We start from the raw sequence: 19,804 nt of genomic DNA on the forward strand, positions 1-19,804 counted from the left end.
CCCCCCGGACGCGGCGGCAACCCCGGCCAGCGCCCGGAGAAGCCCGGCCAGCGCCCGGAGAAGCCCGGCCAGCGCCCGGAGAAGCACGGCCATCGCCCCGAGAAGCTCCGGCCGGACCGCACGTCGCCAGAGCTGGGCCCGGACGGCACGCCCCAGGTGATGCTCCTGCGCCGCGGCTCCGACCGGTGGCTCGCGGGCCCGCCGTGGATCTACCGCGCGGACCTCAACGGCGACCCCGGCCTCCAGGGCGGTGAAGTCGTCCGCGTGGTGGACGGCCGCGGCTGGTTCATGGGCAAGGCCTTCTATTCGAAGCAGTCCAAGATTTCGCTGCGCTGGCTCACCAACGACGACGTCGCGGTGGACGTGGACTTCTTCCGCCAGCGCCTCCAGTCCGCCGAAGCGCTGCGCAAGCTGGCGCTGCCCGGCGAGACGACGTACCGGCTGGTGCACGGCGAGGCGGACGGCCTGCCCGGGCTCGTGGTGGACCGCTACGGCGACTACCTCAGCGTGCAGTTCCTGGTCCCCGCCATGGAGCAGCGCAAGGCGCTCATCGCGGACCTGCTGGAGGAGCAGTTCCACCCGAAGGGCATGGTCAACCGCTCCGACGTGAGCGTGCGCCACCTGGAGGGCCTCCTCCCGGAGAAGGGCCTGCTGCGCGGTGCGCTGCCGCCGGGCCCCGTGTCCTTCGACGAGGGCCTGGTGCGCATGCGCGCGGACCTGCTGGAGGGCCAGAAGACGGGCGCGTTCCTGGACCAGCGTGAGAACCACGTGATGGCGGCGCATTACGCCTTCGGCGAGGCGCTGGACTGCTTCAGCTACGTGGGCGGGTTCGCGCTCCAGCTGGCCACGCGCGCCAAGCACGTCACGGCGGTGGAGATTTCGGAGTCCGCCTCCGCGCAGCTGCGCGACAACGCCCAGTCCAACAAGCTCTCCAACCTGGAGGTCGTGACGGCCAACGCGTTCGACTTCCTGCGCGACGCGGTGGACGAGGGCAAGCGCTACGACACCATCGTGTTGGATCCGCCCTCCTTCGCGAAGAACAAGGACGCGATTCCGGCGGCGTTGCGCGGCTACAAGGAGCTCAACCTGCGCGCCTTCCAGCTCCTGCGCCCCGGCGGCATCCTGGTGACCGCGAGCTGCACGTACCACGTGGATGAGCAGGGCTTCGAGGAGATGCTCGCCTCCGCGGCGTCGGACGCGAAGCGCCGGGTGCAGATCATCGAGCGCCGCGGCGCCGGCCGCGACCACCCCGTCCTCCTCAACCTGCGCGAGACGCGCTACCTCAAATGTTTCGTCCTGCGCATGTTGTGAGATAGGGTAGGACCCATCCAAGGGGTCCATCGAGCGGACCCCGACGTGCGGGAACGGTTCAGTCATGGCGCGCCGGGATTGGGACGACGCAGACGACGAGACCCCCGCGTCCGGGACGCGGGCGTTGGAGCGCGCCCTCCAGGAGACACGCACCGTCTACCGCCAGGCGGACGAGGCGTATGCCCCGTATTCGTGCCCCGCGAGCGGTGAGTGCTGCCAGCTGGCCGTCACGAAGCGCCAGCCCTGGCTGTGGCTCCCGGAGTGGGAGCTGCTCAAGCGCAGCAAGCCCCTCCCGTCCCCTCGCGCCGACGGCGCCTGCCCCTACCTGGACGCCGCGGGCCTGCGCTGCACCGTGTACGCGGACCGGCCGTTCGGGTGCCGCACGTTCTTCTGTCAGCGCATCCAGGGCCCCGCCCGGCAGCCGTCGGACGAGGTGTCCAAGCTCCTCCTGCGGTTGGAGCGGATTTCACAGCGCGTGATGCCGTCGCTGCGGGGGCCACGTCCCCTCCTGGAATGGTATGCCGGGGTCAGTACCGCCCCGGCCCGGGAGGAACGATGACGTCCATGCTGCAGACGCGGTGGCGGAGCGCCCACCGGAGTCCCCCCGTGTCCGCGCGTTCCAAGCCCGTAGGTGCCCGAGCATGATTCCCCCTCGCTGGCTGCTTGCGCCCCAGGAGTTCAAGGGCACCTTGAGCGCGGCCGAAGCCGCGGACGCCATGGCGGAGGGGCTGCGGCAGGCCTCGCTGGACGTGGTGCTGGACGTGGCGCCGCTCGCGGACGGAGGTCCGGGCACGCTGGACGCGCTGCTCGCGGGCACGCCGCGGGCCGAGCGCCGCAAGCTCATCGTGCGCGGCCCCATGGGCGCGCCGGTGGACGCCTGCTGGGCGTGGCTGGATGACGGGCGCACGGCGGTGGTGGAGATGGCGCAGGCCTCGGGGCTCGCGCTGGTGCCGCAGAGCCAACGGGACGCGCGGGCCGCGTGCACGCACGGCACGGGGGAGTTGTTGCGCGCGGCGCTGGACTCGGGGTGCGAGCGGCTCATCGTCGGACTGGGCGGCAGCGCCACCACGGATGGCGGCAAGGGCGCGCTGGAGGCGCTGGGCTTCCGCTTCCTGGACGCGGACGGGGCGCCGCTGCCGCCGGGGGGCGCGAGCCTCGCCAGGCTTTCGCGCGTGGACGCGAGCGGCAAGCACCCGCGCCTGGAGCAGGTGGAGCTGCTCATCGCCACGGACGTGACGACGCCGCTGCTGGGCGCGGACGGCTCCGCCCGCCTCTTCGGTCCGCAGAAGGGCGCGGACGCGGCGGCGGTGGAGGAGCTGGAGACGGCGCTGGCCACGTTCTGCCGCATCGTGGACGAGGACGCCGCGAACCTCCCGGGCGCGGGCGCGGCGGGTGGCCTGGGCTACGGGCTCGCGGCGCTCGGAGGCGGGAAGCTCACGTCCGGGTATGACCTGGTGGCGCGGGCGCTGGGGATGGAGCGGCGCGTGCTGCTCGCGGACCTGGTGCTCACGGGCGAGGGCCGCTTCGACCGGCAGACGTCCATGGGCAAGGGCCCCGTGGCGCTCGCGAGGCTGGCGCGCGCGCAGGGCACGCACGTGGTGCTCTTCGCGGGTGTCGTGCAGCGGGACAACGGGCCGGAGCTGTCCCTCTTCCGCGAGGTGGTGGAGCTGAACGGACAGGCCCGCCCGGGCGCCACCGCCAGGGAGACGCTGCGCGACGCCACCGCGAAGTGGGCGCTCGCGCACCTGGGCCGGTAGAGGCAGCGCAGCTCTACGGAATCGGATCCGTCGTCCGCACCACCTGCATCCCGGCGGCCTTGAAGCCCGCCAGCGCTTCCTTCGCCAGGCGCGGGAAGTCCAGCGCCGGAGGCAGTGGCTCCAACGGAGGCGCGGGCACGGGGCTCATCGCGTCCTCCAGGATGTAGATGTTCCGAAGCTTCGAGCGGTCCGTGCGCTCCAGGTACTGCTGCAGGTCGCGCAGCGTGGACAGCACGCAGTGCGAGCTGGCCTGCCCGAAGACGTACACGCGGTCGAACGTCAGCAGGTGCTCCATCAGCCGCGCGTTGAACTCGCCCACGCGCTGGCCCTTCACCTCCGTCACCTCCGGCGCCATCACGGAGTAGTTCTCCGTCAGCGGGTGCTCGCCCTTCAGCTCGAAGTGCGTGGGCGTGTCGCGCACCAGGGCGTGGAAGAGGCTCGCCTCGTACATCGCGGGCACCAGCGCGTGGCTCTGCCCGCCCAGCAGCGCGTGGTACGGCCAGATGGTCAGCACGTACCGGCCGCTCGCCTCCAGCCCCTCGCAGTACGCCAGGCTCTCTTCTGGATGGCGCGTCGCACGCCAGCGGCCCTCCCGCACGTCCTTCGCGGTGATGACCGTCATGGGCGCGGGCGGACGCCCTTCCGCGTCCTTCCACCAGGCCGGATGGAAGATTTGAAAGGCCCGGTGTGTGTCCAGCGAGAAGACGAGTCCCGTCAGCCGGTCCAGGTGCGCGTACAGCCAGCGCAGCGTGCGCTGCGTGTCCTCCACCGCGCCCGGGACGAAGAGGCTCGCGCCCGGGGTGCAGAAGCCCACCTGCGCGTCGATGCCGAACGCGGCGATGCGGACCTTGTCCTCGCGGGCCGGACGCACGCGGTGCTCGGCGGCGTAGCGCCAGGCCTCCTGGGAGACCTCCGCCACGCGCTCCAGGTAGAGCTGGCCGACACGTGCGTCGTCGTGGAACCGGGGAAGCGGCAGCGGCATGACGTGCTCTCCAGGCCCCTCAGCGCCACCGCGCCCTTGGCGTCAGCGGCCCTGCGGGAAGTGGCGCCGGGTGATGGACTCCACCAGCGCCTGCGTGGTGGCAGTGTAGCCGATGCGCTGTTCCTCCGGCGTCAGGCCTTCGGTCCCCACCAGCGTCGGCATGGACGGTGCCGCCTCCATCAGCGGGAAGTAGCCCTGGGGCGTCGCCTCTCCCGCCTGCCCCACCAGTCCCAGTGGCCCCGTGCCCGTGCGGCGGCGGAAGACGATGGGCGTCCCGGGCACGCTCTGCTTGCCCTCCGCCAGCTCGTTGCCGAACTTCATCACCGGCGTCGCGCCCGAGCACGACAGCTTGTAGATGGCCGCCACCCGGTCGCGCGTCAGCGCATGGAACATGGTGCGCGCCACGATGTGGCCGCCGTAGCCGTAGAACTGCGTCGTCGGCTCCCAGCCCACCTGCTTGCGCAGCTCCTCGAACTCGCGCGTCATCTGCGCGTCCAGGCCGTCCTCCAGGATGATGACCGGCTTGATGCCCAGGTCGCGCGCGCGTGTCACCGCGTACAGGTACTGGAGCTTCTTGTTCCCGGAGTCGAACCGGATGGAGTCCCCGCCCTGCGGCTCCTCCGCGATGAGCTTGAACGCCGCGGGGATGCCCGACGTCAGCGTGTCGAAGGTGTCCAGCAGGTAGCTGGAGCGCTGCGGCCGGCGCTCGTGCATCGCGCGGTAGGCCGCGTCGTCGGAGCCGTAGCGCTGCACGTGCTCGTGGCCCATGGTGCCCACGGGAATCATGCCCAGCACGCGTGCGCCCTCCACGTTGCTCGTGCGCTGCACGCCCGCCTCCTGGCACGCGCGCAGGGCCAGCTCGTGCTGCTCCAGACAGGTCGCCGCGCGCAGGCCCACCTCGAAGATGCGCGAGGGGTCCTCGACGACGTCCACCAGCTCCTGCACCTGCGCCCGCACCCGCCGCACGTAACCTTCCGGGTCCACCTGGATGGACACGGCCCGCACACCCACCTGGTCCAGCGTCTCCAGGGCGATGCGCTTCTCCTCCTCGCACGTCACCGTGGCCAGCGTCCGGGCCAGCGCCTCGCGGTCCTGCAGCGCCTGCGTGGCCACCTGGACGCGGTAGTTGAGCTGCAACAGCATCGGCTCCAGCCAGGACACCAGCGCGGAGGGACCCGTGATGGTGAGGATGGGCTCGCGCGGCAGGAACAGCGCGCCCCTGGGAATGGCTCGAACGGACAGCTGCGCCTTGCGCAGGATGGCCGCCTTGAAGCCCACGCCCATCTCGTAGTCGTGGCGGGCGAGGAACGCGTAGTCGTCCGGCTGCGGCTCCGGCAGGAGGTTCTTCACCCAGGCCGCCAGGTCCAGCGGCATCACCTGGGGCCCGCCCTTGCGGTGCGAGTAGTAGAACGTTTCCTTCCGCAGGGGCCAGCCGGCCTCCGCCATGCTGAACTTGTAGCCATCCGTGGCGAGCAGGGACTGGGGCATCGGGAAGCGACTCCTTATCGTTGACCCCGAGACTATGCGTGCCCCCCACCCCGTACCTAGGACCAAGGGCTCCGACGGATGCGGGAAACCACGGGTGACCCGTCACCTGTCTTTCCGTCAGCAACCGACACATTGGGGAATACGCTGGATGCGACAGGTGCGGTTAAGCTGTCCCGACCCACAACGAAGCTAGGTGCCCATGCCCGCAGAGAACGAGACGCAGAAGGTCGAAGCGGTACTGCGCGAACATGCGATGAGCTACCCCGGCGCCCACGAGGACTTCCCCTGGGGCCACCGCGCGATGAAGGTCAATGACAAGACCTTCCTCTTCATGACCGTCGACGGCGAGAAGCTGAACCTCTCCGCCAAGCTGCCCGACTCCAAGGACGCCGCCCTCACGCTGCCCTTCACCGAGCCCACCGAGTACGGCCTGGGAAAGAGCGGCTGGGTGACCGCCCACTTCGACGAGGCCTCGCAGGTGCCGGTGCCCGTCATCAAGGCGTGGATCGACGAGAGCTACCGCGCCATCGCGCCGAAGAAGCTCGTGGACCAGCTCCCCGCCCGGGGCACCGCCGTCCCCGGCCCCGCCTCGAAGCCGGCCAAGAAGGCCGCCACGGGCAAGAAGCCCTCCGTACGCCAGGCCGTGGCCCCGGCGAAGAAGGCCGCGAAGAAGGTCGCGAAGAAGGTCGTGGGCAAGGTGAAGGCCGTGGCCAAGAAGGCCGCCGCCCGCGTGAAGACCGTGGCGAAGAAGGCCTCCAAGAAGGTGTCGAAGACGGCCTCCAAGAAGGTGTCGAAGACGGCCTCCGCCGCCAAGGCCAAGACGGCTCGCAAGGCCCCCGCTCCGGCCCGGGGCAAGCGCGCCGCCAGCTCCGCGCCCAAGCGCGCCCGCCGCTCGTAGGCGGGCCCCACACGGCCCACGCGTGAAAGGAAGAGGGCCCTTCGGGGCCCTGCCCTTCCCGCGCGTCGTGACTTCAGGAAGCGGCTACTTCCCGCTCCGGTTGCCGCGGCCCTTGGCCGCCACCTTCGCCACGGACGTCTTGCGGCGCGCGGCCGGCGCGGACTTCTTCGCGGGCTTCGCCTCCGGCTCCACGAAGAGCTTGTCGTAGTCGCGCATGCTGCGGCGGATGACCTCCAGCGCCTCCTGCCGGTCGTAGACCTCCGCGATCTCCACGCTGCGCTTTCCCTCGCCCGGAATCTGCTTGTAGGTGAGGAAGTAGTGCTTCAGGCGGTCCAGCAGCGGGCGCGGCAGCTGCGCGATGTACTGGAGCTCGCCGTACACGAGGTCCGACTCCAGCACCGCGATGATCTTGTCGTCGGCCTCGTTGCCGTCGACCATCCGGAAGCCGCCCACGGGCACCGCGTGCACCAGCAGGTTGCCGTTGGAGACGACCTTCTCCGTCAGCACGCAGATGTCGATGGGGTCCCCGTCGCCGTGGATGTCCTTGTGGCCGGTGCGCTCCGCGCAGCGCTTCGCCACCTGCTCGCCGCAGTACGTGCGCGGGATGAAGCCGTAGAGCGTGGGGCACTGGCTGCTGAAGCGCTGGGGCCGGTCCAGCATCAGGATGCCGGACTCCTTGTCCATCTCGTACTTCACGGCGTCCGTGGGGACGATCTCGATGTACGCGGTGACGACTTCAGGAGCCTCCGGCCCGGGCGAGATGCCATGCCAGGGGTGGGCCTGCGACTGGGTCTGGGTGCTCTTCTTCATGAAAGGTCTCCCGAGCGCTCGCGCGCCTCGGCGTACAGCCCTGCCACCGCCTCTTCCAGGCGGCGGGTAAGGGTATCCCGGTCATCCAACGTCAGCCCTTCGGTGGGCACGGGCTTGCCCACCACCAACGCGACCCGCTGGCCCCACTGGATGGCCCGCCCGCCCTTGGGGAGGATGAGCCGGGTGCCGGCGACGGCCATGGGGACGACGGGGACCTGCGCCTGGATGGCCAGCGTGGCGGCGCCCTTCTTGAAGGGCCTCAGCTCGCCGTCCGGGCTGCGCGTGCCCTCCGCGTAGAACAGCACGCTGACCCGCTCGCGCAGCGCCGTCACGGCCTCCTGGAGCCGGGCCCGGTCATTCGCGCCGCCGGTGCGCTGCACGGGGATGTTGCCCGCGACGCGCAAGGCCCGGCCGAACACCGGCACCTTGAAGAGCTCCGCCTTGGCGACGTAGCGCGTGTGCTTGTCGATGTGCGCGAAGTTCACCATCGCGTCGAAGTGCGACTGGTGGTTGCTCACGAAGACGACGTTGCCTTCGCGGGGGACGTTCTCCAGGCCGAAGGCTTCATGCCGCACCCCCGCGGACGCCAGCCCCGAGAGGGCCCACGCGCGCAGCACCTTGTCCGCCGCCGGGTGCTGATCCAACCCGGACAGCAGCGTCACCGCCGCGGACGTCACGCCCGTGAGACCCACCGTGGCCGTGCCAGCGAACACCGTCTGGAGCACCTTGAGCATCAGACGAACCCGTGTGCGGGGAACAGGAGGACGTCCTCGATGCGCTGGACCCCGAGCAGCAGCATCAGGATTCGGTCGAGCCCCACGGCGATGCCCGCGGCGGGGGGCATGCGGCCCACCGCCTCCAGGAAGCGCTCGTCCAGGGGATACACGGCGCGGCCCAGCTTGCGGCGCAGCTCCTGCTCTTCCACCAGCCGCGCGCGCTGCTCCACCGCGTCCGTCAATTCGGAGAAGCCGTTCGCCAGCTCCAGCCCCTTCGCGTACAGCTCCACCCGCTCCGCCACGCGGCCGTCGCCGGGCTTCAGCCGGGACAGTGCCGCCATGGACGCGGGGTACTCGATGAGGAAGGTGGGCCGCTCGTGGCCGAGCCCCCGCTCCACCCGCTCCAGGAAGAGGTGGAAGAAGACGTCGTCGAAGGACGTGGAGCTCCCGGTGTGCACGCCCACGGCGTCCGCGGCCCGCTTGAGCGACGCGCCGTCCGAGTGCACGTGGATGTCCACGCCCGTGGCGCGCAGCACCGCGTCCCGCACAGTCACGCGCTCGTACGGCGTGCGCGTGAAGAAGGCGGGGTCCGCGACAGGGTCACCCTCCTTCGCGTCCGCCGCCACCCGGCCCGCCGCAGCCAGCGCGCCCTCCAGGTCGTCCATGATGGCGTGGTAGTCCGCGTGCGGCCGGTAGAACTCCAGCAGCGTGAACTCAGGGTTGTGCGTCTGGGATACCTCGCCGTTCCGGAACACCTTGCAGATCTGGAACAGCGGCCCCGCGCCCTGCGCGAGCAGGCGCTTCATCGCGTACTCGGGGCTGGTGTGCAGGTAGAGCGTGCGGGCCTTGCCCAGGTCCGTCTCCGGGACGAAGGGCGTCTCGAAGGCGGAGATGTACGGCTCCATGCCGGGAGTGGGCACGAGCAGCGGCGTCTCCACTTCCAGGTAACCCTGGCCAGCGAAGAACTGTCGCAGGGCGGAGTAGAGGCCCTGGCGCCCTCGGGCCGCTCGCCATGGGTTTACGTTGGGCATCGGCGGGTCGGAAGTAACATGGGCGGCCCATGTCCCCAAGGATTCCGTCCCTCCTCGCCGCCACCATGTGTTTGCTGAGCGCCTGTCACAAGGCGCCGCCCCCGGTGGTGGTCCCCCCTCCCAGCGAGGAAGAACTGCTGACCGGCGAAGTGAACGCCCTGTCCACGGAGGCCGCCCTCCTCCTGGAGGAGCAGCACCGGCTCGTCTGGGACTTCTGGACGGAGGGCAAACCGGTGGACATCGCCGCCACCTACAGCGGCAAGCAGGCGCTCTTCAGCCTGGAGAACCTGCGGCGCATCGACCGGCTGCGGCACCTGACCAAGGACCCGCGCGAACTGCGCGCCCTCACCGCGCTCCACGGGCACTTCGCCGGTGAGTTCCTGTCGCGCGAGCTGGCCGAGCACAACGACGCCTCCGCCAACCTGGAGGCGTCCCTCAAGATGAGCGTGGACGGGCGCGAGGTGCGCTACCACGACCTGGAGCGGCTGCTCGCCAACGAGAAGAGCGCCCTCAGGCGCAAGGCGCTCTACGCGGCGGCCACGCCCGCGCTCACCCGCCTCAACCAGACGCTCCTGCGCCGCGAGTCACGCACCCGCGAGCTGGTGCAGCAGATGGGCTTCGAGTCCTACGAGGCCTTCGGCAGCGAGCTGCGGCAGGCGGACCTGGAGCGGCTGGCGCAGCTGGCGGAAGAAGTGCTCCAGGCCACCCAGGAGCCGTACCGGCTGGTGATGGAGCGGCTCTCCCAGCGCGAGCTGGGGCTGCCCTTCGCGCAAATCACCCGCGCGGACATCCCGCGCCTGTTCCGCTCGCGCGAGGTGGAGGACGCGTTCCCCAAGGGCGAGTCGCTGGCGAAGGCGCAGGCCACGGTGGCGGGGCTGGGCATCGACCTGAACGCGCTGCCCAACGTGAAGGTGGACGCGCGCGACCTGCCGCGGAAGAACCCGCGCCCGCTGGCGCTGTCGGTGAAGGTGCCGTCCGACGTGAGGCTGTCCTTCAAGCCGGGCACGGGAGTGCTGCACCAGGGCCGCGTGCTGCATGAGGTGGGGCACCTCTTGCACATGGCCTTCACGCAGGAGCAGCGCTTCGAACTGGCGCGGCTGGGCAACCCCACCGTGGGCGAGGCGTACTCCGCGCTCTTCGAGGACCTGCTGGAGGACCCGGTGTGGCTGGAGGAGAACGCGGGAGTGCTGGGGGATGCCGACAAGCGCGCCCAGTACCTGGCGACCTCCAGCGCGCACAAGCTGTACCTCATCCGCCACGCGGCGGGCCGGCTGCTCTACCAGTTGGAGCTGCACCGCCGCACGGACGTGGACCCGCGCGAACTGTACCGTGCGCTGATGGCGCGCACGGGCGCCATGCCCATGACCGCGGACGACGTGGAGCGCTACCTCGTGGACCAGGAGGATTTCTACCAGTCCGCGGACAGCTTCCGTGCGTGGTTCCTGGCGGGGCAGCTCCAGGGGCAGCTGAAGGCGCGCTTCGGCCCGGCGTGGTGGCGCGCACCGGAGGCGGGCGCGTTCCTCAAGGAGCTCTGGGCCCGGGGCACCGCGCCCTCCGCGCGCGAGGTGACGCAGGCGATTGGCGAGAACGGCCTCGCGCCGGACGTGCTGCTCTTGCGGCTGAGCACCACGCTCCAGGTGCCCATGAAGCTGGACCTGCGCCGGTTGGACGACACGCCCGCGCAGCCGGCCCCACCGCCGGCACCGGCGCCGGCCCCGGTACCCCAGATGCCCCGGGCCCAGGCCACGCCGCTGGCCTCGTAGGCATGGCCTCGACGCCCCACCGGGCCCTTCCCGTCCCCGCCGGTTGCACGTAGGGTCCAGGGCCATGGTGTCCGTGAAACAGCTCCGTCCCTTCGCGGGCGCCTCGCTGGAGTCCTTCCGGGCCGCGTCCGGCGCTATCGCCCTCATCCAGCAGCCCGTGGACGCCGCCTTCAAGGCCGTGGTGGCCCCGGGCATGGTGGGCATGCGCACGGTGGGGATGGCGCACCGCTCGCGCATGGAGGAGCGGCTGCTCGCCATGCTGCGCGACTTCGACAACCTGGAGGTGCACTTCCTCCAGCCGAACCAGGACGGCGAGGAGTTCACCGTGGGCCGCACCGACGCGTGCGACCTGATGGTGCCGGAGCCCTCCGTCTCCCAGCACCACGCCACCCTGCGCTGGAACGCGGGCGCCGGGGACTTCTCCGTGCGCGACGCCCAGTCCATGAACGGCACCTTCATCAACGGCGCGCCCCTGGGCTTCAAGGCCCAGGTGATGCTCCACGACGGCGCCACGCTGGCCTTCGGCGACGTGCAGTTCCTCTACCTGCGCGCGGAGACGCTGCACGAACAGCTGCGCCTCGCCGTGCCGGGCACACCCGCCCCCTGAAACGCGCGAAGGCCCCGCCTCCCAAGCAGGAGACAGGGCCCTCATGCGTCAGCGCGAAAGCAGCGGGACTACAGCAGCTTCATCAGCTCCGCGCGCTTGGCGGCGTACTCCTCGTCGGAGAGCACACCCGCGTCCTTCAGCTCCTTGATTTCCTTGAGGCGCTGAGCCGGGCTCCGCGTGTCCGCGGGAGCGGCCGCCTGCGCGGGCTCCGCGGGACGCTGCTGCTGCGGGTTGTTCTGCTGGTTGGCGAACATCTGCGCCATGCCGAACCCCATGCCCATGCCCATGCCCTGCATGGCGCCGTCGGATCCGCCACCGCCCTTGGCCATGCCCTCGGACGCGCCGAGCATCGCCTGGCCCTGCGCGTACTGCTGGAAGCCGCCCGCCAGCCGCGAGTACGCGACGTCCTTGGACAGCTTCTTCAGGGTGACTTCGTCCTCGGGCTTGATGCTGACGACGAAGTTGCCCATGCGGACGATGGTGAGGCCGTAGGAGTCCACGTGCGGCTTCAGGCCGGCGAGGATCTCCTGCTCCATCTCCTCCACGTAGGCGCCGCTCGTCACGTCCAGCAGCGGCCACTTCTTCTTCACCAGCAGCTCGGCGGTGCGGTCGCGCGTCACCTTGAGCACCTGGCCCTTGAACCAGCCCAGGAACTCCTCGTTGGTGGCGCGGCCCATGCCGACCAGGCCCACCACCAGCTTCTCCGGCTCCGTCACGCGGATGGAGAAGTCGCCGTACACCATGGTGCCGATGCCCAGGCCCGTCTCCGGGTCGCGCACGTCGCCAATGGGGCCGCCGAACTTCACGCCCGTGTGCTCACGGTTGGAGACGAAGAAGAGCTCCGCCATGAACATGTTGCCGCCGGTGAAGCTCTCCAGCAGGCGCGACAGGAACGGGATGTTGTTGGTGTCCAGGGTGTGGCGGCCGGGCCCCAGCTTCCCCTCCACCTTGCCGTCCTTGACGAACAGCGCCACCTCATCCGCGTCCACGGTGAGCTGCGTCTTCATCCGGACGTTCTTCTCCGGATACTTGTAGACGATCTCACCCTTCGCGCTGTCCGCGCGGGCGATGAAGTTCCGCTGCGCCTCGCCCTTGATGCTGTCGAAGATCCCCATGTCTGTTCAGCGCCTCCGTGGCCGCCTGGGCGGCTGGTCTTCAAAGCTTCGTAACCCCATCCCCTAAATGCGGGGCCGCCGGCGCGAAAGCGCCAGTGCGCTTCCCCCGGCATCCTGCCCGGAACATAACAGCTTCACGGGCGCCTGCCCGGCCGGCCGGCCCCCTGGCAGTCCACTCTCCAACCCGCCAGTGACTCAACCCCAGCGGCTGACCAGACGTTCCCGGTCCAGGAACCGGATGCTGGCCGCCAGCAGGATGAAGTCCAGCACCAGCACCACCGCGCCCTGGATGGCGTAGTACCCCGGGCCCGCCTTGAGCACGCCGGCCACCTGGCCTCCCACCAGCCCCACCAGCGGGAGCACCACCAGCGCGGCCAGCTGCTGCGCCATGCGCGCCTCGCTCACCCGGGCGGAGATGAGCACCGCGACGCCGTTGCCGAAGAAGGCGAACAGCGGCGCGAGCACGAACACGCCGAAGCCCCACAGCGCATTGGGCATCAGCGGCGCGCCCACCAGCGGCCACGCCACCCAGTCCACGCCCACGCAGAACAGCGCGAAGGCGACCCAGGTCAGCACCACCGCGGGCACCAGCGCGGCCAGGCACTTGCCCGCCACCAGCTCCGCCGCGGACACCGGCGACGCGAGCAGCGGCTCCAGCGTGCGGCGCTCCTTCTCCCCCGCCACGCTCTGGGACGCGATGAGGATGGGGATGAAGACGGGCATCACCAGGAACATGCCGAACCAGTCGGTGAGCGACTTGTCGACGAGGAAGCGCGCCGCGCTCGCGCCCAAAGGCAGCGTGGGGTCGTAGAAGAGCGCCACGGTGCGCAGGTCCGAGTGGTCCGGCTGCCGCACGTACGTCCACACCACGCCGATGGGCACCGTCACCATCACCAGCGGAAGCACCGCCATGGACACGAGCAGGCCCACGTTCTTGCGCAGGTCCAGCCAGTCCTTCCAGAACACCGCCAACGCGCGTCGTGGCCGGAAGGCCATGCTCACGTCCCCTCTTCCCGCAGCAGGTCCAGGTACACCTCTTCCAACGGCCGCTGCGCGGGCACCACGCTGTGCACGCGAGCCCCCGCACGCACCAGGCACGCCACCACGTCCGGCGCCTGGGATTCATCCGCCAGCATCACCCGCAGGCGGCCGCCCTCCACCAGCACGTTGGGCCGGAAGGGCAGCGCCGCCAGCGCGGTGACGAAGCCTTGCGCGTCGCCCTCCACGCGCACGTCCAGTGACTGGCCCGCGCGGCGCATCTCGCGCACCGGCCCCAGCGCCAGCAGGCGGCGGCGCACCACGGCCACGCGCTCGCACAGCCGCTCCACCTCCGCCAGGTTGTGCGAGCACAGCACGATGGTGCGCCCCTCGGAGGCCAGCTCCGCCACCGCGTCGCGCACGGTGCGCGCGGACTCCGGGTCCAGGCCGCTGGTGGGCTCGTCCAGGAAGATGACGCGCGGGTCGTGCACCAGCGTGCGCACGATGGCCAGCTTCTGCCGCATGCCCTTGCTGAAGCCGCCGCACGGGTCGTCCTCGCGGCCGCCCAGCCCGAAGCGATCCAGGTAGTGCTTCGCCCGGGGCCACGCGACGGACTCGTCCAGCTCATGCAGCTTCATGAAGAAGCGCAGGTTCTCCCGGGCGGTGAGCCGGTCGTAGAGCCCGGGCTGTTCGGTGAGCAGGCCCACCACCTTGCGCAGCGACTCGCCGTCGTGCGTGACGGAGTGGCCCCACACCTCCGCGTCGCCGCTGGAGGGCCTGAGCAGCCCCGTCAGCATGCGCACCGTCGTCGTCTTGCCCGCGCCGTTGGGGCCCAGCAGGCCGAACACCTCGCCGGGCCGCACGTCGAAGGTGAGGTCCTCCACGGCGGTGCGCTCGCCGAAGCGCTTCGCCAGACCGCGGACGCGCAGGCCTCCCTTCGCGGGGGCCTCCGCGAGCGGGGGCGGGACGAGGATGCTCACTCGATGGTCACCAGGACGAACTTGTTGTTGATGTCACGGTCCACGAGGGTGACGGTCTTGTCGGAGCCCACCGCGGTGCGCAGCAGGTTCACGCGGTTGTGCTCCACCAGCGCCCACTCACGGCCGGGCCGCGCCGCGTACTGGCGCATGCGCGTGTTGGCGTCGTTGGCGCGGAACTGCTCCACCGTGTTGCGCGAGTAGAACGTCTCACCGCGCCAGTTCATCATGTACGCGGCGATGGGCTCGCCCGCCTTGCGCTGGTCGTAGTAGCGCCAGAACAGGTCGCGCTGCGTCCAGTGGTGGGACAGGTCCACCCAGTGGCCCCAGTTGAACCAGAGCGCGAACGCCGCGGCCAGGCCCCAGAAGGTGCTGAACAGCAGCACGCGCGAGCGCTGCAGCGCGGCCACCGCCGCCAGCACGCCGGCCACGCCGAACGCGAAGCCCATGCCCACCTTCACGTTGATGGTGCCGGACAGGGCCTTGAACAGCGCGTCCGACGCGGGCGGCCCCTTGAAGCCGCGCACCGCCAGCGCCACGCCCACCAGCGCCAGGCCGAAGCCCACCGCCTGGAGCACCGTGCGCCCCGGCGCCTCCTCCGGCCGTGACGCCTGCCAGATGAGGAAGCCCGCGAGCGCCACCAGCGCCACGCCCCACAGCCCCATCGCGGACACCTGCCCCTGCGTGGCCACCGCCGCCAGCGTGGCCCCGCCGGTGAGCAGCAGGCCCAGCGCCACCGCGCGCGCCGCCGCCGGACGCTCCAGCTTCGCCTTGGAGGAGAACGCGTCGAAGGCCAGGTACACGCCGAAGGCCAGGAGCACCAGCGTCACCAGGTCGCCCATCCACAGCGGGCGCGAGGAGAAGAACGCGATGGGCTTGGTGACCAGGTCCTGCGGATAGGGCCGATCGTAGTTGTAGACGAACAGGTCGGTGAAGTCCTTGGGGTTCTCCGCCAGGTCCTTGCCCACCAGGATGAAGAGGATCAGGCCGAAGATGAGGCTGACGGCGTGCTCGGAGACGCCGTCCTTCCACAGCCGGTCCACGAACAGCGAGATGAGGATGGCCAGGCCCGGCAGCACCGGGAACACGTAGTGGTGGAACTTCGTCGCGCTGGAGGCCAGCAGGTAGAACGCGAACGCCACCCACAGCACGGCGATGAGCGCCAGGTGGTCCGCCTTGTCCCGCGAGCGCAGCTTGAGGCGCGACACGACCGCGAACGCGCCGGGCAGCAGCGCCACCCACGGGAAGATGGCGAAGCCGCCCTGTTCGATGAAGTAGGTGAACGACCCGCCCGGCGTGGTGGTGTGCACGCCCGCGGTGAGGCGGTTCAGGTGGTCGTGGATGAAGAAGCGGTACCAGAACAGCTTGCCCTCGTCGTCCACGCCGTCGAAGAGCACGAGCGTCAGGTACCAGGGCACCGCCACCGCCGCGAACACGAGGATGCCCGTGCCCAGCTTCATCCGGTACATCTGCGCCCACAGCACGGGCATGGCCCGCGTGCCCGCGCGCACCTGGGCGCGGACCTCGCCGCTGGTGAGCCAGCGCAGGTGCGCCTCCAGGCTCTCGCGGGTCCACGGGATGACGCCAGCGGCCGCGTACAGCACCAGGATGACCGCCGGCAGGCCCACGCCCAGCAGGCCCTTGGCCAGCGTGGCCAGGCCCGCGAAGACGTAGAACGCGTACCACCAGCCCGCGCGGTGCTTCGTGGTGTCATCCAACTGCCCGATGATGGCGCAGGCCATGGCGCACACGAAGGTGGTGACGAAGGGCGTGTCGGTGACGGTCTGCCGGGTGAGCAGGAAGTACAGCGGCATGGTGGCCAGCACGAAGCCCGTGGCCAGGCCCGCGCGCATGTTCACGGTGCGCGCCACCGCCAGCGACAGGAGCGCCACGGCGGTGATGCTCAGGAGCGCGAAGGGCATGCGCATGCCCCACTCCGTGTAGAGCCCCATGGCGCCGTCGCCCCGGAGCGCGCCGACGATGTTCATCCCCAGCGCCTGCATCCACATGGTGAGCGGCGGCTTGGAGAAGAACCACGCGTTCTCCCAGAAGGGATAGACGTAGTCGGCGCGCTGGATCATCTGCCGGCCCACTTCGCCGTAGTGCGTCTCCCAGGGGTCCCACAGGCCGACCGCGCCCAGGTAGGGCACGAAGAGCAGCGCCGCGAAGCCCGCGGTCGCCAGGACCACGCGCGCGCTGAAGGACAGGGCCAGCCACCGCCGCCCCCATGAAGACGTCAGGGTGTCATCACCGAGGATGGCCTGGGTGAAGGTGGAATCCCCCTGCGAGTTCTTTTCGACGTCGCTTGCCACGCGCGCGTGCTCCTTCGTCGTCCGGGACGGGCCACCGTGAACCCCATGGGGCCGGGGGGCTTATATCCCCGCCACCCCCGCCGGTCGACCGACCTGGAAGGGGGTGCGTCGTTCTCGCGCCAGCGCACGCGCTTCCGCGTGCACAGGGGCTGTGCAGGCGCCTGCACAGCCGCACGGGCAAGTCCGCGAAAGGCCGTGCTCCGGCCAGGGGCACGGGCCTTGTAAGGGCCCCCCATCACCAAGCCTGACCGCGTGGCCGGAACGCGAAGGGCCGCTCAACTTCGACGAGGAGCAGTGATGCTGGTTTCAGCGGTGACCCTGGGATGCGCCCTCCTGCTGGGGCAGGTGGAGGCGCCGGAAGCACCGGAGGCTCCGCAAGCTCCGGTCGGAACGCCAGTGGAAGCAGCGCCGGCCGCGACGCCGGAGCCTCCCGCGGAGCCGGAGCCGTGGGACTTCCAGATGGCCGTCCCGAACGCGTCGTCTCCCCAGCAGCCCTACGACGGGCAGGTGCGGTGCCTCGCCCTGCCGCCCACGCCCGACGTTCCTTCTGGAGCGTGGCGCGCCCGCTGCGACGACGTGAAGATGGAGTGCCTGGTGTCGCCCGCCTATGAGCTGGACTCGGAGGGCCACGAGAAGGACCAGCCCCTGCAGCGGGTGGACGGGTGCGTGCCGAACCTGATGCCCACGGAGACGGTGCGCCAGTACCGCCTGGTGCCCGCCATCGCGGAGGCGCCGCCGGGCTGGTACCGCGACGAGCGCGGGCGGGTGCTCCAGTACAACTTCGACCTGCACCGGCGCGTCTACGTGGGCGGGGCCTGGGCGCCGCGCTGGATGCGCGAGACGGACCGCCTGGAGGAACGCGTGCGGGTGGACTTCGGCGTGGACCTGGAGTGGCCGGGGGACTCGGACCGGCTGCACCGGATGACGCTGCTGGAGACGGAGCTGTACCTGGGGGACGCGCCCTCCTACGAGGCCACGCTCCTGCGCTACGACTTCCGCAGCCAGAATGACGCGCCGCTCTTCCGGGTGACGACCTTCTACGGCCGCCCCCGGCGCTTCGACATCTACGCCAACCTGGGCTTCTGGATGGAGGTGCTCCACGGCGAACAGGTGCGCCGCGAGAACGTGCACGCGGACTTCCTCACCGTGGCCGCGACAGACGTGACGCTGGACCTGTGGCACTCGAGCGACCTCGTCTCCTACGTGCGCCTGCGGGCCGGTCCCGCCCTGGAGCGCGACCGGACGAACGGCTTCTTCACGCTCGTTCCCGCGGCGGCGCTGGAGGGGGACCTCACCCTGGACCGGGACGGCTTCCACCACGTGCGCTTCGGCGTCGAGGCGCAGAAGGTGCTCCTCGCACAAGCCGTGGCGGGCCGGCCCCTGCGTCCGGAGCGGCTGCGGCTGCGCGCGAGCTATGAGGTCATCGCCCTGGCCATCAACGACCAGCCCGTGAGTGTGACGTTGGACGGACGCGGGACGTGGCGCGATGACGTGGCGAACGCGCCCGCCGGCTGGGAGTGGTCCGCGCAAGCGGGCCTGCGCTTCTCCCTGTGGGCCCCGGCCAGAAGGTCCGCGCCGACGTCCTCTCCCGGGAAGGGCTAGGTCCGGGATGGTGGCGCTCGCGCTGGCATTGCTCCTGGGCACCGCGCCCGGCCTGTCCTGCCAGGGGCAGACGGCGGCCGGGAAGACGTTCCCCACCTGCTTCGACCCCGGCACCGGTTGGGTGCTGGGCACCGCGCTGCGCGTGCAGGACGACGCGGAGGCCCTCGCCGTGCGCACGGGGTTGCTTGTCCGCACGGTGCGCTCGAGCGACAGCAAGGCGGACTCGCTGTGGATCAACTCGCACCGGCTGCTCATGACGGAGGCGTGGAACGGCGAGCAGAAGGGGCTGACCTTCACCGCGTACGACGGCCTGCTGCGCAGGCACGTGGAGGAAGGCTCCCTGCTCGTCACCATCGGCCGGCCCCGGCACATCCCCTTCCCGTTCGACGTGGCCCTCGCCCTGCGCGCGGCGCACCTGGAGCGGCGCGTCTGGGAGGGTCCGGGCTGGACGCTGGAGACAGGCCGCGTGGGACTGCTGCTGGATCCACTCCGCACGAACACGGAGTGGGGCTGGCTGGCCGTGGGCCCCGCCGCGAGCCATGCGCTGCGACATTCACCGGAGGGCACGCGCAACGAAGTGTCCCCCTTCACGTCCCTGCTGCTCGACGCGGGCTGGGAGACGCGGGATGGCAGGTGGGCCCTGCGCGCGACGGGGCTCGCCGGCTGGAGCTTCGACTTCGACGGCGGCTCCCACTTCCGGGCGCGGGGCGAGGTCGCGCTGGAGCACGTGCTCCTCGCGGTCAACGACACGCCGGTGTTCGCGCGGCTCACGGCCACGGGCGTGCGGAACGACGCGGGCCTCTACCGGCGCGACGAGGGGATGCTGGGCGCGGGGCTCGCGGTGCGCCCGTTCGGCGAGCGCTGAACTTCCGCATCACCGCCTCTGGGGAGCCGGCCCCGGCGCCTCGACCGCCGCCTTCAAGGCACCCTCGGCCGCGCGCAGGCGTGCATCCCGAGGGTCCACGCGGCGGGCTTCTTCCAGGCGCAGCAAGGCCTCTGCCGTATCCCCCTGCGCCAGGGCACAGCGCACGCCTGCCTCCAGCGCGCCCGTGTCGGAAGGGCCGTACACCCGGGCCTCCGCCGCCGAGTAACAGCCCGCCTCCACCTGCCCGGATTCGAAGTACGCGCGGGCCAACTCCACGCGCGTGTCCACCTGGGTCGGCGCCAGCCGTACCGCCGACGCCAGGGGCTCCACCGCATCCGCCGGCAGCCCCCACCGCCGCAGCGCATGCCCCAGCTCCCGCAGCGGCCCCGCCACGCCCGGCACCAGCAACGCCCGGGCCCGGGCGACCCGCAGGCTCGCGGGTTCCTCGAAGCGCACGTCCGCCGTCATCCGCTCCGCCACCCGCGCGTATGCGGGATAGGCCTGTGGCCAGGTGAAGACGAGCCGGTACACCCACTCTCCGCGGGGCACGAACCACGCCACCAGGTGCGTCCGTCCCCCCACCCCCTCCAGC

At 71.0% G+C, this 19,804-nt stretch carries 18 protein-coding genes; 8 read left to right on the top strand and 10 right to left on the bottom strand.

Translation table 11 applies throughout. From position 1 onward, the window contains the following. The first annotated feature begins 159 nt into the window (after positions 1-159). The 3 genes from D7V77_RS28345 to D7V77_RS28355 all read left to right on the top strand — a co-directional run bounded on the left by D7V77_RS28345 (position 160) and on the right by D7V77_RS28355 (position 3,068). Entirely contained in the window at positions 160-1,311 is a 1,152-nt protein-coding gene (locus tag D7V77_RS28345; protein WP_120579441.1) for a class I SAM-dependent rRNA methyltransferase, read from the top strand. Positions 1,312-1,375: 64 nt separating this feature from the next. Continuing rightward, positions 1,376-1,870, top strand: a complete 495-nt coding sequence (locus tag D7V77_RS28350; RefSeq protein WP_120579426.1) for a YkgJ family cysteine cluster protein — start codon at positions 1,376-1,378, stop codon at positions 1,868-1,870. A gap of 82 nt (positions 1,871-1,952) precedes the next feature. Beyond that, a complete protein-coding gene (locus tag D7V77_RS28355; protein WP_120579427.1) occupies positions 1,953-3,068 on the top strand; it encodes a glycerate kinase in 1,116 nt (371 codons plus the stop codon). A gap of 13 nt (positions 3,069-3,081) precedes the next feature. Here the strand turns inward: D7V77_RS28355 and D7V77_RS28360 are convergent, their stop codons facing one another. Both D7V77_RS28360 and D7V77_RS28365 read right to left on the bottom strand, forming a co-directional pair. Continuing rightward, complete coding sequence (locus tag D7V77_RS28360; protein ID WP_120579428.1) at positions 3,082-4,050, bottom strand: nicotinamidase; 969 nt, start codon at positions 4,048-4,050, stop codon at positions 3,082-3,084. 42 nt (positions 4,051-4,092) lie between these two features. Beyond that, positions 4,093-5,538 carry a nicotinate phosphoribosyltransferase gene (locus D7V77_RS28365; RefSeq protein ID WP_120579429.1) on the bottom strand — a complete coding sequence of 482 codons (1,446 nt, stop codon included), beginning with the start codon at positions 5,536-5,538 and terminating at the stop codon, positions 4,093-4,095. Between the two features lie 199 nt (positions 5,539-5,737). Between D7V77_RS28365 and D7V77_RS28370 the strand changes: the two genes are divergently transcribed. Then, positions 5,738-6,436: an MmcQ/YjbR family DNA-binding protein gene (locus D7V77_RS28370; RefSeq protein ID WP_199733905.1), complete on the top strand. Its 699-nt coding sequence runs from the start codon at positions 5,738-5,740 to the stop codon at positions 6,434-6,436. Between the two features lie 84 nt (positions 6,437-6,520). Here D7V77_RS28370 and D7V77_RS28375 read toward each other — a convergent pair whose 3' ends face one another. From D7V77_RS28375 to epmA, 3 genes are read right to left on the bottom strand one after another with little or no spacing between them, the layout of a single operon-like run. Beyond that, the gene (locus D7V77_RS28375) at positions 6,521-7,246 is read right to left on the bottom strand and encodes an inorganic pyrophosphatase (protein ID WP_120579430.1); all 726 of its coding nucleotides are present in this window, start codon (positions 7,244-7,246) and stop codon (positions 6,521-6,523) included. Next, the gene (locus D7V77_RS28380; protein ID WP_233597283.1) at positions 7,243-7,980 is read right to left on the bottom strand and encodes a 1-acyl-sn-glycerol-3-phosphate acyltransferase; all 738 of its coding nucleotides are present in this window, start codon (positions 7,978-7,980) and stop codon (positions 7,243-7,245) included. The genes D7V77_RS28375 and D7V77_RS28380 overlap by 4 nt, the downstream gene beginning before the upstream one ends. After that, positions 7,980-8,993 (bottom strand): EF-P lysine aminoacylase EpmA, encoded by a 1,014-nt coding sequence (gene epmA / locus D7V77_RS28385; RefSeq protein WP_120579432.1) that lies wholly within the window; start codon positions 8,991-8,993, stop codon positions 7,980-7,982. The genes D7V77_RS28380 and epmA overlap by 1 nt, the downstream gene beginning before the upstream one ends. 29 nt (positions 8,994-9,022) lie before the next feature. Here epmA and D7V77_RS28390 point away from each other — a divergent pair, with 29 nt between their 5' ends. Then, on the top strand, positions 9,023-10,756 hold the full coding sequence (locus tag D7V77_RS28390; protein ID WP_120579433.1) for a chromosome segregation protein SMC: 1,734 nt from the start codon (positions 9,023-9,025) through the stop codon (positions 10,754-10,756). Between the two features lie 64 nt (positions 10,757-10,820). Then, a complete protein-coding gene (locus D7V77_RS28395) occupies positions 10,821-11,363 on the top strand; it encodes an FHA domain-containing protein (protein WP_120579434.1) in 543 nt (180 codons plus the stop codon). Positions 11,364-11,431: 68 nt separating this feature from the next. Here the strand turns inward: D7V77_RS28395 and D7V77_RS28400 are convergent, their stop codons facing one another. The 4 genes from D7V77_RS28400 to D7V77_RS28415 form a co-directional block, all read right to left on the bottom strand. Then, positions 11,432-12,478, bottom strand: a complete 1,047-nt coding sequence (locus D7V77_RS28400; RefSeq protein WP_120579435.1) for an SPFH domain-containing protein — start codon at positions 12,476-12,478, stop codon at positions 11,432-11,434. Positions 12,479-12,673: 195 nt separating this feature from the next. Further along, the gene (locus D7V77_RS28405; RefSeq protein ID WP_120579436.1) at positions 12,674-13,474 is read right to left on the bottom strand and encodes an ABC transporter permease subunit; all 801 of its coding nucleotides are present in this window, start codon (positions 13,472-13,474) and stop codon (positions 12,674-12,676) included. Positions 13,475-13,476: 2 nt separating this feature from the next. Continuing rightward, a complete protein-coding gene (locus D7V77_RS28410) occupies positions 13,477-14,436 on the bottom strand; it encodes an ABC transporter ATP-binding protein (protein WP_120579437.1) in 960 nt (319 codons plus the stop codon). Next, positions 14,433-16,745, bottom strand: coding sequence for a glycosyltransferase family 39 protein (locus tag D7V77_RS28415; RefSeq protein ID WP_120579438.1), 2,313 nt, complete (start codon positions 16,743-16,745; stop codon positions 14,433-14,435). Before D7V77_RS28415 ends, D7V77_RS28410 begins: the two co-directional genes overlap by 4 nt. Before the next feature lie 297 nt (positions 16,746-17,042). Between D7V77_RS28415 and D7V77_RS28420 the strand changes: the two genes are divergently transcribed. Together D7V77_RS28420 and D7V77_RS28425 are read left to right on the top strand one after the other, a co-directional pair. Next, positions 17,043-18,347, top strand: coding sequence for a hypothetical protein (locus D7V77_RS28420; protein ID WP_120579439.1), 1,305 nt, complete (start codon positions 17,043-17,045; stop codon positions 18,345-18,347). Between the two features lie 7 nt (positions 18,348-18,354). After that, the gene (locus D7V77_RS28425) at positions 18,355-19,212 is read left to right on the top strand and encodes a hypothetical protein (protein WP_120579440.1); all 858 of its coding nucleotides are present in this window, start codon (positions 18,355-18,357) and stop codon (positions 19,210-19,212) included. A gap of 9 nt (positions 19,213-19,221) precedes the next feature. Here D7V77_RS28425 and D7V77_RS28430 read toward each other — a convergent pair. Further along, positions 19,222-19,804: tetratricopeptide repeat protein (locus D7V77_RS28430; RefSeq protein ID WP_368666204.1), on the bottom strand; the 583-nt coding region annotated here is incomplete at its 5' end.

It is taken from the genome of Corallococcus sp. CA041A (assembly GCF_003612075.1).
Lineage (GTDB): Bacteria > Myxococcota > Myxococcia > Myxococcales > Myxococcaceae > Corallococcus > Corallococcus exiguus.

Coding starts and splice junctions, on each gene's coding strand:
- D7V77_RS28345 (WP_120579441.1), top strand. CDS start 160: ATGCTCCTGCGCCGCGGCTCCGACCGGTGGCTCGCGGGCCCGCCGTGG.
- D7V77_RS28350 (WP_120579426.1), top strand. CDS start 1,376: ATGGCGCGCCGGGATTGGGACGACGCAGACGACGAGACCCCCGCGTCC.
- D7V77_RS28355 (WP_120579427.1), top strand. CDS start 1,953: ATGATTCCCCCTCGCTGGCTGCTTGCGCCCCAGGAGTTCAAGGGCACC.
- D7V77_RS28360 (WP_120579428.1), bottom strand. CDS start 4,050: ATGCCGCTGCCGCTTCCCCGGTTCCACGACGACGCACGTGTCGGCCAG.
- D7V77_RS28365 (WP_120579429.1), bottom strand. CDS start 5,538: ATGCCCCAGTCCCTGCTCGCCACGGATGGCTACAAGTTCAGCATGGCG.
- D7V77_RS28370 (WP_199733905.1), top strand. CDS start 5,738: ATGCCCGCAGAGAACGAGACGCAGAAGGTCGAAGCGGTACTGCGCGAA.
- D7V77_RS28375 (WP_120579430.1), bottom strand. CDS start 7,246: ATGAAGAAGAGCACCCAGACCCAGTCGCAGGCCCACCCCTGGCATGGC.
- D7V77_RS28380 (WP_233597283.1), bottom strand. CDS start 7,980: ATGCTCAAGGTGCTCCAGACGGTGTTCGCTGGCACGGCCACGGTGGGT.
- epmA (WP_120579432.1), bottom strand. CDS start 8,993: ATGCCCAACGTAAACCCATGGCGAGCGGCCCGAGGGCGCCAGGGCCTC.
- D7V77_RS28390 (WP_120579433.1), top strand. CDS start 9,023: ATGTCCCCAAGGATTCCGTCCCTCCTCGCCGCCACCATGTGTTTGCTG.
- D7V77_RS28395 (WP_120579434.1), top strand. CDS start 10,821: ATGGTGTCCGTGAAACAGCTCCGTCCCTTCGCGGGCGCCTCGCTGGAG.
- D7V77_RS28400 (WP_120579435.1), bottom strand. CDS start 12,478: ATGGGGATCTTCGACAGCATCAAGGGCGAGGCGCAGCGGAACTTCATC.
- D7V77_RS28405 (WP_120579436.1), bottom strand. CDS start 13,474: ATGGCCTTCCGGCCACGACGCGCGTTGGCGGTGTTCTGGAAGGACTGG.
- D7V77_RS28420 (WP_120579439.1), top strand. CDS start 17,043: ATGCTGGTTTCAGCGGTGACCCTGGGATGCGCCCTCCTGCTGGGGCAG.
- D7V77_RS28425 (WP_120579440.1), top strand. CDS start 18,355: ATGGTGGCGCTCGCGCTGGCATTGCTCCTGGGCACCGCGCCCGGCCTG.